General features: G+C 64.2%; 11 protein-coding genes. All 11 read right to left on the bottom strand.

Features of this window, described 5'->3' with window-relative positions; all coding sequences use genetic code 11:
* Positions 1-81: 81 nt before the first annotated feature.
* On the bottom strand, positions 82-381 hold the full coding sequence (locus RRX38_RS15465; protein WP_315959823.1) for a hypothetical protein: 300 nt from the start codon (positions 379-381) through the stop codon (positions 82-84).
* Between the two features lie 17 nt (positions 382-398).
* Entirely contained in the window at positions 399-1,061 is a 663-nt protein-coding gene (locus RRX38_RS15460) for a hypothetical protein (RefSeq protein ID WP_315959822.1), read from the bottom strand.
* 313 nt (positions 1,062-1,374) lie between these two features.
* A complete protein-coding gene (locus RRX38_RS15455) occupies positions 1,375-1,965 on the bottom strand; it encodes a hypothetical protein (RefSeq protein WP_315959821.1) in 591 nt (196 codons plus the stop codon).
* Positions 1,962-2,135 (bottom strand): hypothetical protein, encoded by a 174-nt coding sequence (locus RRX38_RS25065; RefSeq protein WP_410524829.1) that lies wholly within the window; start codon positions 2,133-2,135, stop codon positions 1,962-1,964. Before RRX38_RS25065 ends, RRX38_RS15455 begins: the two co-directional genes overlap by 4 nt.
* 53 nt (positions 2,136-2,188) lie before the next feature.
* Entirely contained in the window at positions 2,189-2,791 is a 603-nt protein-coding gene (locus RRX38_RS15450; RefSeq protein ID WP_315959820.1) for a DUF6707 family protein, read from the bottom strand.
* Between the two features lie 11 nt (positions 2,792-2,802).
* Positions 2,803-7,179: an RHS repeat-associated core domain-containing protein gene (locus RRX38_RS15445; protein ID WP_315959819.1), complete on the bottom strand. Its 4,377-nt coding sequence runs from the start codon at positions 7,177-7,179 to the stop codon at positions 2,803-2,805.
* Between the two features lie 58 nt (positions 7,180-7,237).
* Positions 7,238-7,501: a hypothetical protein gene (locus tag RRX38_RS15440; protein WP_315959818.1), complete on the bottom strand. Its 264-nt coding sequence runs from the start codon at positions 7,499-7,501 to the stop codon at positions 7,238-7,240.
* Positions 7,501-11,922: an RHS repeat-associated core domain-containing protein gene (locus RRX38_RS15435; RefSeq protein WP_315959817.1), complete on the bottom strand. Its 4,422-nt coding sequence runs from the start codon at positions 11,920-11,922 to the stop codon at positions 7,501-7,503. The genes RRX38_RS15440 and RRX38_RS15435 overlap by 1 nt, the downstream gene beginning before the upstream one ends.
* A gap of 33 nt (positions 11,923-11,955) precedes the next feature.
* The gene (locus tag RRX38_RS15430) at positions 11,956-12,390 is read right to left on the bottom strand and encodes a DcrB-related protein (protein WP_315959816.1); all 435 of its coding nucleotides are present in this window, start codon (positions 12,388-12,390) and stop codon (positions 11,956-11,958) included.
* A gap of 21 nt (positions 12,391-12,411) precedes the next feature.
* Positions 12,412-14,349 carry a type VI secretion system tip protein VgrG gene (locus RRX38_RS15425; protein ID WP_315959815.1) on the bottom strand — a complete coding sequence of 646 codons (1,938 nt, stop codon included), beginning with the start codon at positions 14,347-14,349 and terminating at the stop codon, positions 12,412-12,414.
* 83 nt (positions 14,350-14,432) lie between these two features.
* Positions 14,433-14,624 carry a hypothetical protein gene (locus RRX38_RS15420; protein WP_315959814.1) on the bottom strand — a complete coding sequence of 64 codons (192 nt, stop codon included), beginning with the start codon at positions 14,622-14,624 and terminating at the stop codon, positions 14,433-14,435.
* Between the last annotated feature and the right edge of the window lie 15 nt (positions 14,625-14,639).

Below are 14,639 nucleotides of genomic sequence, written 5' to 3'. Positions count from 1 at the left end.
GCTTTGTGCGAGCAAGCTCGCTTGCACAAAGCCGCAAAGCGCTTAATCGAACAGTGTTGCATTCAAACGGCTTTTGGCAGATCAATCACCTGCAAAGGCAACGCGGACTAGACCGTCCTGTCTCAAGAACTTTATCAGGCCCTCGAAGGCCTCGGCGTTGGGCGCTGTGATCAGGTGGTCCACACTCCCCAGTGCGGCTGACAGGGTTTCAATCTCGTCGCCCGAAAATGAACAGTCCGTCAGGTAATAATCACGGATTCTATACAAGGGACTGTTTTTTTTAGGCTTGATATTTCGAAAGATGGATTGGTGCAGCCGCTCGGAGAATTCGAAGTGAAGCTCAGAACCGCCTTCGTGATAACCAAGTACATCTAGGGCCATTCGATATGTTCTCGTGATCACGTAAACTGAATGAAGAAATAACCGGCTTCGGCCGTGTCGGTTAATTTTTTGGCACGATTGTCAATGAACAGGTAGCCCATGCCATTTGCGAACAGACCGTCATGTTCAGGGCTGACTCGCCGGATATCCAATTCCTGAATTTGAGCGGCAAAAAAGTAGCGAGGTGATTCGTGAATGGCGTCCTGCAGCCAGCATGGCCTACCCAGCACCTTGCTCATCGCGGCGCCGCTGTATTCATCTTCCAGCTCCTCGGCGAGATCGGCTTCATCGAACTCTTCGAGTTGAATGTAGCGACGTCCGACGAGGTCTGCCAATGGCTCGGGAATCAATTCCTGGCTTGCCTTTTTGTGCACCAGGACTCGGCTATAGCCTGCGTGCAGGGCCTCCAGTTCCGTTTGCTGATGAACGGTGAAGTGTCTCAAGGATGATCTTTTGAATCCGTCGGGCGTACGCTGGACGGAGATGAACACGCTGAGCGCCATGTCCTGTGCGATGAAGGGCGTGCCCAGGAAGCTGGGAGTCAAGGTGATGAGGGGCAACATGAGCGCTCCCGTTTCCGGATCGGTTGGCCAAAGCGACAGATCGCTTATCCAAGCGCCACCGCCCAATTGACCGAGCCCTTGGTCTTTATCGCTGAAGTAAATTTTCTTTATGCCCATGTTTTCAATCCTCAGTAGCAACCTTTACTTTTGGCGAGTGATTTGGCGGACCGGCGGGCGGTGTGTAATTGCTGCTGAGAAATCGCGCCCGTCTTTACCAACGAGTAGTGGATCGCTTGAGACATCAAGCGAATTTCGTATTCTCCACGTGTCATCATCTGGTTGGGCCCCATGCCCAATAAGCAAGCGGCTCAAGAAAACTCAAAGCCAGCTTGTAAAGTTCAAGTAGCTTGAGCATGTTTCAGTCGTAAGTGACGGTGTGGGCAGTATCGGCGACGGGTTGCTTATCCACGCTCTGTACCGTGAAAAGAGCCTAGCAGGACTGTTTTAAGGTCTGAAACGTACCGGTCGTTTCATCGAAAAATACATAGGCTTGTGAGCTATCGTGGCTCAGCGCGCTAACATCCAGTTGCCCGACAAAGACCAGGGGCTTGCCATTTTCAATGGGCCATGCCGGTGCCTGCAGCCATTTCGGTGCCGATTTCAGGCAGCGAAACTCTGAGGCGATTGTTTCCTTGAGCCAGGCTTGCAGCGCCTTGGGTTGTTGCGACGGTGCTCGTTCCAGCAGGGCTGAGAGATAGTCGAAAGGGAGCGCCAGCCACTTTGGCTGGACTTTCAGTAGAAGATTGAATAGTTCTTCATATTTTTTGCTAGGCACATGCTCGACTCCTTGGCTTTTCAGAAAGTCCGACAGAATGACCTGAACATTGAAGACGGATTCAATATTGGCATACTGTTGTCCGATCAAGAACGTATACAGATCCGGCTCGTTTACGTAAGCGGGCAAGGTAAAGCTCGCTTCAAGTGCAGTATGCAGGGCTGCGTCGTTGTTCAGCATGCGCTCAAACTCGGCAGGCGGCAGCGAGCCATCTACAAAAGACTTGATGATTTCCAACGGTGTCATGGCGCGCTTCCTAATTGTCTATGTGGGTCGAGTGCCGCATGTTGCTCTCGGGTGACTTCGCGTAAATTACGCGGGTTGTTAACGTCCTTCCCTCCGTAACGTTGAGGGTTGTGATGGTAGAGTTCCATTGGACTCCCATTCTTATCCACTGGCGCCGAGCCACGCTTCATCCGCGCCAGGTTCGCTGGGCTGAACTCTCCGTATCGACCCCGTGCCTTGGCCTCTACTTGAAGGGGGGCAACTGATGAATGCCATATGCTTGAACACTGGCGTTGATTTTCCCGACGACCTCGGCGATGGCGCTCTCCGTTCTGACGTCAGGCCAAGTCTCGCTCCCGCCAAAGAAGCGAATCTTGCAAAGCGTCATGAGGTAGTTGATGCGCATCTCGAATGCGTCACGCTCATCGTCTTCCTGATCAAAGCTATCATCGAGCATCTGACCGTTGAGAAAGCGCTGGTGAACGGCCGCCTTGACGCTTACCTGCAGCTCCGTGCCGGTTTCAAGGGCCAATTGAGCGGTTTGCAGTGCCTCTGTGAAAGCGATCTTGTCACCCGCTGCTTTAGCCAGGGTTCCCTTCAAGACCAAAGCCGCTTCTATCCACGTCCAGTAGTCGTAGCTATTCGAAAATGGGATTTCGGAGAGAGGACCTACGAGTTGTTCCGCTTGCTCGGTCTCCCCGCTTGAGTAAAGTACGTAAGCCAACCTCACAACGGCTTCCAACAGAGATTTGGCTGTCTTTTGACTGCGCTTTGGTAGCTTTTCGATGTGCTTCTGAAAGTCACTATTCGCTGAAATCAGACTGTTTTTAATGTCGTCAGTGTTCATGGATTTCTCCGTCATTTCACAACTATCTTGACTGTGGTCCCATCGGGATAGGGATCGAGTGCATGTGCAATAGATGAGCCCGCTCCACGGTTGTCGCTCGGGTCGATGTAACGAACGCTTGCGCCTTTACCGCCCTCTTTGAACATGGCCATCGGAAACTCGTCGCGGTCTTTCCCAGCTCGCGTCGGATAGCCAGACAGCGAGAGTTTCCGATTTTTATCTGCGCCAACCCTATTGATGGTGAAAATATCGCGCCCCGTGGACTTGATAACTGATCTTATGTGGCCGAAGGCTTGCTTATATTGTTTTCTGGTGAGTTCAAGGACGATATCGTGTGTTCGACCATCACCCTTTTTGACCGAGCAGCCTTTCCACCCCCACGGATCCACCCACCCAATCGGATTCGGTGCGTATTGATACAGGTTGATCCCTCCCGCCAGACCAATCGGGTCGGGGGTGGTGAAGCGGCCGATGTCCGGGTCGTAGAACCTGAAGGTGTTGTAGTGCAGGCCGGTCTCGCGGTCCAGGTACTGGCCCTGGAAGCGCAGGTTCTGTTCTTCGACGTAGTAGGGCTCGCGCACTTCGCGCAAGGTGTTGCCCCATACCTGGTAACGGGCCTGCCAGACGGTCTGGCCGGCGTGGTCGGTGAGTTGCTCGGGCAGGCCGTTGAGGTCGTTGTGGTAATGGCGGATGCGCTGCTGGTCGCCCTTGCCGTCGACGCGGGCCAGGGGTTCGTAGCTGTCTTCGAGGTAGACGTACAGGCTGTCCAGGCCGTTGCGGTGCTCCTGCAACAGGCGCAGGCCGTCCCAGGTGAAACGGGTTTCGCCCAAGGCCTGGCCGTGGCGGTCGTGTTCGGTCTTGGCGATGCGCCGGCCCAACGGGTCGTAGTGCATGCGCACGCGGTGGCCGTTGTCGTTGCGCACTTCCACCAGGCGGTGTTCGGCGTCATAGGCGAAGCGTTGCACGCCGTGGCGGGCGCTGCGTTTTTCCACGGTGCGGCCGAAGGCGTCGTAGCGGTAGCGCTTGTCCTGGTAGGTCAGCACCTGGTTATGCCGCACGAAGCCGGCACCCTTGAGCGGGCTGTCGAGCAGGTTGGCGGCGGCGTCCCAGGCGAAGGTCTCGCTGTGCCCGTAGCGGTTGTCCTGGCTGGCGACGATGCGCCCGTTGGCGTCGTACTGCAGCAGGTCGCGGCGGTCCAGGGGTGGCTGGCGGTCGCGTTGCAGGCGCCCGACCAGGTTGTCGGCCGGGTCGAAGTCGAATTGCTGCTCGCGCTGCGCCGGCAGCTGCGGCGCCTGGCTGGCCGGGCTGCGCAGCCGGGCTCGCAGGCGTCCGGCGCGGTCGTACTGGCTGCGCGTGCTGAGTCGGCCCTGGGTGCGCAGCACCTCGCGGTGCAGGCGGTCGCGCTCGAAGTCGCTGATCACCTGGCCGTCGAGGTTGATCTGGTGCAGGTGGCCGCTGCCGTAATACAGCTGGTTGAGCCAGCGCCCGTCGGGCAGGCGCGTGCGGGTCAGGTTGCCCAGCTCGTCGTATTCGTGCTGCAGGCTGCCGTCGGCGGCGTGCTGTTCGCGTAACTGGCCGAGAGCGTCATAGGCGAAGCCCAGTTCCTGGGGCGCGGCATCCGACCCTTCGAAGCTCACCCCGGTCAATTGGTCCAGTGGTGTGTAGCGGTAGCGGGTCAGGCCGTCAGCGGTGTGCTTGGCCACCAGTCGCCCCAGCGCATCGCGCTCCAGGCGCTGCTCCAGGGGGGCCGTGGGTTGCTCGGGAAGCACAGCCAGGCCGGCGCCGTGGGGCGCGGGCAAGTGGGTGAGGGCGGTCAGGTTGCCCAGGGCATCGTAGGCGTAACGCCGTGCACTGGCGTCCAGGTCCTGCTGTTCCACCAGGCGGTCGCCGGCGTCCCAGCGGAAGCGGTAGTGCTCGCCGTTCTCGTTGCTCAGGGTTTGCAGGCGGCCATAGGCGTCGTAGTCGAAACGCACCGGGTGGCCGAGCGGGTCGATGCGTTGGCGTACCAGGCCGCGTCGGTCATAGCTGTAGCGGGTGGCATGCCCGGCCGGGTCGATATAGCCGGTGAGCTGGCCGGCGGCGTCACGCTGGAACTGCTCGATGCGCCCGTCAGGCAACTGGATGCGCAGCAGACGACCCTGTGCATCGTGCTCGAACTGCGTACGTTCGCCCAAGGCGTCGGTGAGGGTCTGCAGGTAGCCGCGGCGGTCATAGGCATAACGGGTGGGGTAGCCGGAGCAGTCGGTGTATTCCTGCAACTGGCCGCTGGCGTTCCAGCGCAGGGTCTTGCTGCGCCCGGCGGCATCGATGATCTCCACCACCTGCCCCAGGTCGTCGTAGCGATAGCGGGTCACCTGGCCGAGCGGGTCGGTCTCCTGCGTGCAATTGCCACGCGCGTCGTAACGGTAGCGCCACTGGCCGCCGGCCTTGTCGGTCTCGGTGCGTGGCAGCGACCAGTGCTCCAGCCACGACACCGCTTCGGTCTGGCCCAGCGGGTCGCGGCTCTCCGCCAGGTTACCGGCTTCGTCGTAGGTGAAGCGCCATTCGCCGCCCTGCGGGTCGCGAGCGCCCAGCCACTGACGCTCGTCGTTCCACTCGAAGTGCCAGGTATGGCCCAGGGTGTCGGTGTATTCGGTGATCTGCTGCTGGGCATTCCAGCGGCGCCCGCTGACCCGCCCCAGGCCGTCGCGAACCTGCGTGCTGCCGACTGCCAGGTCGTAGTCGAACCAGTATTCGTCACCGGCATCGGTCCAGTGATGCACCACGCGCCAGTGGCCGTCGGCACCCTGTGCCCAGTCGTAGCCGCAGCGCAGCCCGCTGGGCAACTGATGCTCGACCAGGCGCTGCCCCGCGTCATAGGCGAAGCGCCGTTGTACCTCGCCGTTGGCGTCGCGCACTTCGGCCAGCTGGCCCTGGGCGTCCAGGGCATAGCGCGCCAGTATTTCGTGCTGGCCATCGGCGTACTGGCGTTCGATATGGCTGAGCCGGCGTGGCCAGGCGGCCGAGTAATGCAGCGCCAGCGTCACCTGGTCGAGCCCGTCACGCAGGCCACGGATGCGCCCTTGCTCGTCGTAGTCGAGCAGGATGCGGTTCTCGTTGCGGTCGCTGAGCAGCGCCAGGCGCAGCCGCGAAGGGTTCAGCGGCGAGGGCTCGAACAGGCGGTACAGGCCGTCTTCGCTTTCGATCAGCAACTGGCCACGGGCGTGGCGCTTGACGCTCAGGCCTTCGCCGGCGCTGAACACCGCGCCACCCAGCGGGATCACACCCATGTCGATGCGTCGGCCCTGTTCGTCGGTGTACACCAGCCGCTCGCCGCCCTCTGGATGCGCCTGGATCTCCACGCACACTTCATAGGCCACGCTCCAGCCAACGCCGAACAGGCCGTCATGGCGTTCGTCACGGCTGTTGTAGAAACGCTGCCATTCGATGGGCAGCAGCGCCGGCAGGAGGAAATCCAGTTCGTCATCGCCACTGAGCACCTTGGCGCCCGTAGCGGCATGCACCGGGTTGGGCGAGGCGCTGGTGGCGCGTACCACGGCGTTGGTCGCCGCGCTCACCGCATAGCTGTTGACCATGCCCAGGGCCATGCACGGCAGGTTGCTGAGGAACTTGCCCTTGCTGCCCTTGAGCATCATCAGCACGGTGACCGCCAGGCCCACGCCGGGGGTCTTGCCGCTGCGGATCTCGCGCACCACCAGCTTGTCGCCACCGATGCGCACGTCCGGCGAGATCGGCCCGGCCGACACCACCACTGCCTCGCAGGTGCTGCGGTCGCCGCTGCGCACCGCGGGCTGACCGTTGATGGTCACCTTGTCCGAGCCCTCGGCCAGGTACTGCTCGGGCATGGGCGTGTGCTTGCTGCACAGCACCTTGTCTTCCGGCAGCGGCTCGGCGCCCGGTGCCGGGGTGGCGACGGTGGGCCGCCACATTTGCGCGAAGATGTTCTTGGCGATGTCCCAGTAGCTGGCTTCGGCCTCGGGGGCCTGTTCTTCACTGACCTGCACGCCGGGCGGCACCCAGCCGGCGGCGCGGGCTGCAGGCAGGTTGTTGGTGAGGGTGTCTTTCGAGCCCGTGGCGATGGTCGCCTGGATGCTGGGCGGGAAAAGGCCATTGCCGATGCTTTCGCACAAGCGCGACAGGCCGGTGTCGGCGCCGGTCTTGGCCATCACCACACCCACCACCAGGCCGACCACCGCGCCGAGGACGCAAGCGCCCAGGCCGCCGGTGGCGACGGTGATACCGGTGGCCGCTGCCACGGCAGCGGTGGCCAGGGCGCCGATGGCCACAGTGGCGGCCACTTCCAGCACACCGCCGACGATGTCGGCCATCATCGAGGTGTGCTCCAAGCCGTCGCCCAGGCGGGCGGCCCAGATGGCGGCGTCAGACATGGCGGTTCATCCGTACTGCAAGGCGTCGTTCCATGACGTCAGGTCCTGTTGCATCGGCTCAGGGGAGGGCTTTCAGGCAATCGCCGGCCAGGTCGACGACCTTGCCCAGCAGCGCTTCCTCTTCCAGGGAAAAGTCGCCGTACTGGGCCATCGGCATGCAGGTCGCCAGCGCCTGCAGGTTGTCGCGTACACCAGCATCGCCCGGGCTGGCCTGGCGCAGTTCGGCGGCGCGGTCGGCAAAGAAGGCGGCCGGCGGCTTGCCGGCTTTGTTCAGGGCCTGGATCAGGGTGTCCAGGGCGTCGAGCAATTCTTGCAAAGGCATTACCAGGGGACTCCTGTGGTCTTGAGCACCCACGCGCGGGGCAGGTTGGTGATGACAGCCTGATAGCCGCCACCGGGGTAATCGAGGCCTGGACCCTGCAGGGCCGCCGGCCCTTCGCTGACCCAGGTGCCCTTGGGCACTTCGAACTCCGACACCTTGGTGATCTTCACACCCCAGTCGTGGCGGATCGCCAGGTCGCGGCGCAGGGCGTCCTCGGAGGTGTACTTCTGGTTGGTCAGCCACGACACCTTGCGGCCGGTGCGGTTATCCACGCCATGGTACTTGTAGTAGCGCTCGTTGCGGGTCAGCTGGCGGTTGGTGTACTTGCCGTTGGTGAAGCTGTCGGTGGTGCGCTTGTCCAGGGTCGGCCCCGGTGGCCGTTTGCGGCTGGAGGTGCCGCACTTGCTCAGCCCCAGCGGGTCGGCCCAGCCCAGCGGGTTCGGTGCGTAGGCGTAGAGGTTCAGGCCGCCGGCCAGGCCGATGGGGTCCTGGGTGGTGAAGCGGCCGATGTCCGGGTCGAAGAAGCGCAGGGTGTTGTAGTGCAGGCCCGTCTCGCGGTCCAGGTACTGGCCCTGGAAGCGCAGGTTCTGTTCTTCGACGTAATGCGCGGCGCGGGTCTCGCGCAGGGTATTGCCCCATACCTGATACTGCGCCTGCCAGACGCTCTGGCCGTCGCGGTCGGTCAGCTGCTGCGGCAGCCCGCTGGGGTCGTTGTGGTAATAGCGCACCCGTTGTTGCGCGCCCAGTCCGTCGACCCGCGCCAGCGGTTCGAAGCTGCCCTGGTTGTACAGGTACAGGCTGGTGAGGTGGTTGCGCTGCTCCTGCAGCAGGCGCATGCCATCCCAGATGAAGCGGGTTTCGCCGAGCACCAGGCCGCTGGCGTGCAGCTCGGTCTTGGCGATGCGCCGGCCCAGCGGGTCGTAGTGCATGCGCACGCGGTTGCCGTTGGCGTTGCGCACTTCCACCAGGCGGCTCTGCGCGTCGTAGCTGAACTGCTGCACGCCATGCCGGGCACTGCGTTTCTCGACCATGCGGCCGAAGGCGTCGTAACGGTAGCGTTTGTCCTGGTAAGTGAGCAGACGGTTATGCCGCACCAGGCCGCCGCTGCGCGGGGCATCCAGCAGGTTGGCCGCGGCGTCCCAGGCGAAGGTTTCGCTATAGCCGCTGGGGCTGTCCTGGCTGGCGATGATCCGCCCGGTGCTGTCGTAGCCCAGCAGTTGCCGAGCATCGCCGGGCGCCTGGCGGTCACGGCGTTGCTTGCCCACCAGGTTGTCGATGGCGTCGTACTGGTAATCGTCTTCGGCCTGGGCCGGCAATTGCGGGGCCTGCATGGCCGGGCCGCGCAGCCTCGAACGCACGCGACCGGCGCGGTCGTAGAGGCTGCGGGTGGTCAGTTGCCCCTGGGTACGCAGCACTTCGCGGTGCAGGCGGTCGCGCTCGAAGTCGCTGATCACCTGGCCGTCGAGGTTGATCTGGTGCAGGTGACCGCTGCCGTAGTACAGGCGGTTGAGCAGGCGGCCATCGGGCAGTTGGGTCTGGATCAGGTTGCCCAGCTCGTCGTGCTGGTGGCACAGCGTTCCGGCGCCACTGCGCTCTTCGACCAACTGGCCAAGGGCGTCGTAGGCGAACCCGAGGGTCTGCGTTTCGCCGGCCAGGTCGGTGAAGGTCACCTCGGTCATGCGGTCCAGCGCGTCATAGCGATAGGTGGTGCAGCCGTCGGCGTTGCGGCGGCGCAGCAGGCGGCCAGCGGCATCACGTTCCAGGGTCTGCACCAGAGGCGCCGGTACAGGCGCGACGGCCACCGCGACGGCGCTGGCCAGCGCTGCGGGATGATGCTCGACGCGGGTCAGCTGGTCACAGGCGTCATAGGCGTAGCAACGCCGCGCGCCGTCCAGGTCGTGCTGCTCGACCAGACGGTCGGCGGCATCCCAGGCGAAGCGGTAGTACTCGCCGTTCTCGTTGCCCAGCGCCAGCAGCCGCCCGTAGGCGTCGTAGTCGAACTGCACCTGGCGGCCCTGGCTGTCGAGGCGCTGGCGCACCTGGCCGCGACGGTCATAGCGGTAGCGGGTGGTGTAGCCGGCGGCATCGGTAAAGCCCACCAGTTGGCCGCTGGCATCGCGCTGGTACTGCTCGGTGCGGCCGTCCGGCTGTTCGCTGCCCAGCAGGCGGCCCTGGGCATCGTGGTGGTACAGGGTGCGCTCGCCCAAGGCGTCGGTGACGCTTTGCAGGTTGCCGCGCCGGTCGTAGGCGAAGTGCGTCGGGTAACCCGAACAATCGGTGTGCTGCACCAGTTGGCCGAAGGCGTTCCACTGCAGCTGCTTGCGTTTGTCGGCGGCGTCGATGATCTCCACCACCTGGCCGTGGGCGTCGTAGCGGTAACGGGTGGCCTGGCCGAGCGGGTCGGTCTCGCGAATGCAGTTGCCGCGCGCATCGTAGCGGTATTGCCAGGTCTGGCCGGCGGCGTCGGTTTCGGCCAGCGGCAGGGCCCAGTGTTCCAGCCACAGGGTCGAGGTGCGGCGGCCCAGCGGGTCGAGGCTGGCCGTGAGGTTGCCGGCGTCGTCGTAGTCGAAGCGATACTGGCCACCCTGTGGGTCGGTGGCGCCGATCAGCTGGCGCTCGTCGTCCCAGTCGAAGCGCCAGGTATGGTCGAGGTGGTCGCGGTATTCGGTCACCTGGTGCTGGGCGTTCCACACCCGCGTGCTGCTGCGGCCCAGGCCGTCGCGTACGGTGGTACGCCCGGCCTGCAGGTCGTAGTCGTAGTGGTACTCGTCGCCGTCATCGGTCCAGTGCCGCACCACCCGCCATTCACGGTTGTCCACCCAGCCCCAGGTGTAGAAGCAGCGCAGGCCGCCGGGGCGCTGGTGCTCGATCATCCGCCGGCCCTGGTCGTAGGCGAAGCGGCGGCGCAGCTGGCCGTTGGCGTCGTATACCTCGGCGAGGTCGCCCTGGGCGTCGTAGGCGTAGCGGCACAGCACCTCGCGCTCCTGGTCGGGGTACAGGCGCTCGATGTGGCTGACCCGCCCCGGCCAGCGCTCGCTGTAGCCCAGTTCGACCTGCACCTGGCTGTGGTTGTCACGCAGGCGCCGCAGGCGGCCCTGGTCGTCGTAGTCGAGGTGGATGCGGTTGTCGTTGCGCTCGCCCAGCAGGGTCAGGCGCAAGCGGCGAGGGTCCAGCGGGCTGGGTTCGAACAGCCGGTACAGGCCGTCATCGCTCTCGATCAGCAATTGGCCGCTGGCGTGTCGACGTACGCACAAGCCCTCGCCGGCGCTGAAGGTCGCGCCGCCCAGGGGGATGACGCCCATGTCGATGCGCCGGCCCTGTTCGTCGATGTACAGCAGGGTCTCGCCGCCGTCGGCATGTGCCAGGATCTCTACGCTGACTTCGTAGGCGACGCTCCAGCCGGCGCCGAACAGCCCGTCGCAGCGTGCGTCGTGGCTGTTGTAGACGCGCTGCCAGTCGATGGGCAGCAGCGCCGGCAGCACGAAGTCCAGCTCGTCGTCTTCGCCCAGCACCTTGGCGCCGGTGGGTGCATGCACCGGGTTGGGCGAACCGACGATGGCGCGGGTCAGCGCGTTGGTGGCTTGGCCGACCACGAAGGCGTTGACCGCGCCCAGCAGCATGCACGGCAGGTTGCTGAGGAACTTGCCCTTGCTGCCCTTGAGCATCATCAGCACGGTGACCGCCAGGCCCACGCCGGGGGTCTTGCCGCTGCGGATCTCGCGCACCACCAGCTTGTCGCCACCAATGCGCACGTCCGGTGAGATCGGCCCGGCCGACACCACCACTGCCTCGCAGGTGCTGCGGTCGCCGCTGCGCACCGCTGGCTGGCCGTTGATGGTCACCTTGTCCGAGCCCTCGGCCAGGTACTGCGGCGGCATGGGCGGGTGCTTGGTGCAGGTGATCTCGTCCTCGGGCAGCGGTTGCGCGCCGGGTGCCGGTACAGCGACGGTAGGCCGCCACATCTGCGAGAAAAAATTCTTCGCCATGTCCCAGTAGCTGGCGTCGGCCTCCGGGTCTTCTTCCTCACTCACCTGCACGCCCGGCGGCACCCAGCCGGCGGCGCGGGCTGCAGGCAGGTTGTTGGTGTGGGTGTCTTTCGAGCCGGTGGTGATGGTTGCCTGGATGCTGGGCGGGAACAGGCCGTTGCCGATGCTTTCGCACAAGCGCGACAGGCCGGTGTCGGCGCCGGTCTTGGCCATCACCACACCCACCACCAGGCCGACCACCGCACCCAGCACGCAGGCACCCAGCCCGCCGGTGGCCACGGTGATGCCGGTGGCGGCCACCACGGCAGCGGTGGCCAGGGCGCCGATGGCAACGTTGGCGGCCACTTCCAGCACACCGCCGACGATGTCGGCCATCATCGAGGTGTGCTCCAGGCCATCGCCCAGGCGGGCGGCCCAGATCGCGGCGTCAGACATGTACGAGGCTCATCACGGCAGGCGGCTGGCGGTTCAAGGACTGACGTCGAAGTTCAGCGATTGCTTGATGGCCGCCCAGTGCGCCGCCTCGGCACTGCCCAGCGGCTGCGCCTTGACGTAGCTGAGGGCGAGCATGCGCCGGGTGCCCGGCAGCACCAGCGCCAGCTGGTACTGGAACACCTGCTCGTTGCCCTTGCTGAACTGACTGCGCCATTCGAGGGCTTCCACTTCCTGCTGGCGGCCCACATGCAGGGTCTGCACCGGGTCGTGGCGCAGATCCTGGACCTGCTGGCCGAGGCGTTCGAGCTGGGTGGCGAAGTTCTCCTGAAGGCTTTCGCCGTCGGCCAGCAGGCTGCGGCTGACGATCAGCGAGGTACCCAGTTCACCGAACTTGAGAATGTTGATGGTCGAATCCTGCACCTGGTCATCGGGCAGGGCGAAGCTGAATTCGTTGAGGCGGTACGTCATCGAAGCGGATTCCTGTGCGGGTTACTGACCTTTGGGCTTGGGGAACATCTGCTGCACGGCGGCGTCGATCTTGCTCTGCTCGCCCTGGCCATTGGGACCGGTGCCCTGGCCGCTGCCGTTGTTCAGGTGCAGGATCTCGCCGGTGTTGAACAGCGCCGTTTCGCTGGCGTAGAAATTGATGTTCACCCCGGTCAGGTTGATCTGCCCGCTGGCGTTGAGTTCCAGCACGCTCTTGCCACACACCAGGCGCAGGTTCTCGCCAACCTCGATCAGGTAGCTGCGGCTGATGCTGTCGCTCTTCGCCGCACCCACCAGCAGCACGTCATCGTGCTTCACCGCACGCACGCGGTTGACGCCGATGGTGACGGTCTCGGTGTGGTCGACCACCTTGGTGCGGTTGTGACCCACCCAGTGGCTTTCGTCGTTCTCCACCTCGATGTCCTGGTTGCGCTCGGCGTGGATGAACAGCTGCTCCTGGCCCTTCTTGTCCTCCATGCGGATTTCGTTGAAGTTGGCCGGCGTGCCACCCTTGCTGGAGCGGCTCTTGATGCCGCTCTGCGTGGCGTTGGCGGGCAGGTCGTAGGGCACGGTCTGCTCAGCGTTGTACACCCGGCCGGTGATGATCGGCCGGTCCGGGTCGCCTTCCAGGAAACTGACGATCACCTCCTGGCCGATGCGCGGGATCTGCATCGAGCCCCAGTTCTTGCCGGCCCAGGCCTGCGACACGCGAATCCAGCACGAGCTGTTCTCGTTCGACTGGTCATGGCGGTCCCAGTGGAAATGCACCTTCACCCGGCCGTACTGGTCGGTCCAGATTTCCTCGCCGGCGGGTCCGACCACCCGGGCGGTCTGCGGGCCCTGCACCAGCGGCTTGGTGGTGGTAGCCAGGGGTTTGAAACTCTGCTGGGCGTCGATGCAGGTCAGGGCCACTTCGACCTGTAAACCGCCGCCTTCGCCGGTCTCCAGGCTTTCCTGGGCGATGAAGTACTGCGCGGTGACCACCAGGTACTCGCGGTTCTGGTCCTGGCGGCCGAAGCCGGTGAGGCTGAACAGATGGCCGGCGCCGATACCGCGGGCGTTACCGCCCAGCTCGACACGCTCGTGCAGGCTCTGCAGGGCTTCCAGGCGGGTGCGGGCGTAGTGCTCGCCGTCCTGGTTCTGCACGTAGGCGCCGGGGTAGTCGTACAGCGGGTAGTCGCTGGCGCTGTGCGGGCGCGGCATGGCCGAGCGCACTTCCATGCGCGCGCTGGGGCGCTGGAAGTCATAGTCGTTGAGTTCCAGCGAACCGGGCTGGACTTCCTGGGCCAGGCGCCAGTGGTTGAAGTGGTCACGCTCGCGGTGCTGGCCGTCCGGTGGAAAGTAGGGCACCGAGGCATAGCCCGGGGCGCTCTGGTGCGCACCGTAGGCGTCGGCCAGCACCAGCACGTGGCGGTCTTTCTCGTGGCGGAAGAAGTAGTAGATGCCTTCCTGCTCCATCAGCCGGCTGACGAAATCCAGGCTGGTCTCGCGGTACTGCACGCAGTACTCCCACTCGCGGTAGGGGCGGCTAAGGGCGTCTTCGAAGTCGGAGAAGCCCAGGTCGCGGAACACCTGCTTGATGATCTGCGGCACGCTCTGGTGCTGGAAGATCCGGCAGTCGGAGGTGCGGCTGAGCAGCCACAGCCAGGGCTTGAGGGTCACCTGGTAGCTGGCGAACTGGCCCTGATCGGCGTTCTGGCTGCAGCGCGCGACGATACCGTGGAAATGCCGCTGGCCACCGCCGGGCAGTTGCAGCGACAGGCTCATGGGCTTGCCGAGCAGCTGGTTGAGGTCCAGCGAGCCGTCACGGGCGGTGAGCTGCAGCTCGTAATGGAACAGCCGCCCCAGCTCGTCGCCGCCGGTCATGTCCTTGAGCAACAGCACATCCGGCCCGAGCGGGCTGGTGATCTGGGCCATGCGGGTGAGTTGCTGGAAATTCATCGGTTTTCTCTCATCGAGGAGCGCTGTAGTGCTGGCAGTGATGCCCCGGCAGGTGCGGCTTCAGCCGCAAACCATTCCGCGGCTCACGAGTCCAGCCAGGTGTCGTGGATGCCTTTCGAGCGCCGGTACAGGTAAAGGCCGACACGCCCGAGCAGCATCAGGGTGATGACGATACCGGCGGGCCACCAGGTGCCGGGCAGGTAGTATTCCAGCGCGCTGTAGAGGATCGCGAACGGCAGACCGACCACGAACACGATCAGAAACTGTTTGAGCATGATTATTCGCACTCA

The organism is Pseudomonas sp. DTU_2021_1001937_2_SI_NGA_ILE_001, from assembly GCF_032463525.1.
Lineage (GTDB): Bacteria > Pseudomonadota > Gammaproteobacteria > Pseudomonadales > Pseudomonadaceae > Aquipseudomonas.
This window is presented reverse-complemented; position numbering and strand designations above follow the sequence as displayed.

Coding starts and splice junctions, on each gene's coding strand:
- RRX38_RS15445 (WP_315959819.1), bottom strand. CDS start 7,179: ATGTCTGACGCCGCCATCTGGGCCGCCCGCCTGGGCGACGGCTTGGAG.
- RRX38_RS25065 (WP_410524829.1), bottom strand. CDS start 2,135: ATGAAGCGTGGCTCGGCGCCAGTGGATAAGAATGGGAGTCCAATGGAA.
- RRX38_RS15420 (WP_315959814.1), bottom strand. CDS start 14,624: ATGCTCAAACAGTTTCTGATCGTGTTCGTGGTCGGTCTGCCGTTCGCG.
- RRX38_RS15440 (WP_315959818.1), bottom strand. CDS start 7,501: ATGCCTTTGCAAGAATTGCTCGACGCCCTGGACACCCTGATCCAGGCC.
- RRX38_RS15450 (WP_315959820.1), bottom strand. CDS start 2,791: ATGAACACTGACGACATTAAAAACAGTCTGATTTCAGCGAATAGTGAC.
- RRX38_RS15455 (WP_315959821.1), bottom strand. CDS start 1,965: ATGACACCGTTGGAAATCATCAAGTCTTTTGTAGATGGCTCGCTGCCG.
- RRX38_RS15430 (WP_315959816.1), bottom strand. CDS start 12,390: ATGACGTACCGCCTCAACGAATTCAGCTTCGCCCTGCCCGATGACCAG.
- RRX38_RS15435 (WP_315959817.1), bottom strand. CDS start 11,922: ATGTCTGACGCCGCGATCTGGGCCGCCCGCCTGGGCGATGGCCTGGAG.
- RRX38_RS15465 (WP_315959823.1), bottom strand. CDS start 381: ATGGCCCTAGATGTACTTGGTTATCACGAAGGCGGTTCTGAGCTTCAC.
- RRX38_RS15425 (WP_315959815.1), bottom strand. CDS start 14,349: ATGAATTTCCAGCAACTCACCCGCATGGCCCAGATCACCAGCCCGCTC.
- RRX38_RS15460 (WP_315959822.1), bottom strand. CDS start 1,061: ATGGGCATAAAGAAAATTTACTTCAGCGATAAAGACCAAGGGCTCGGT.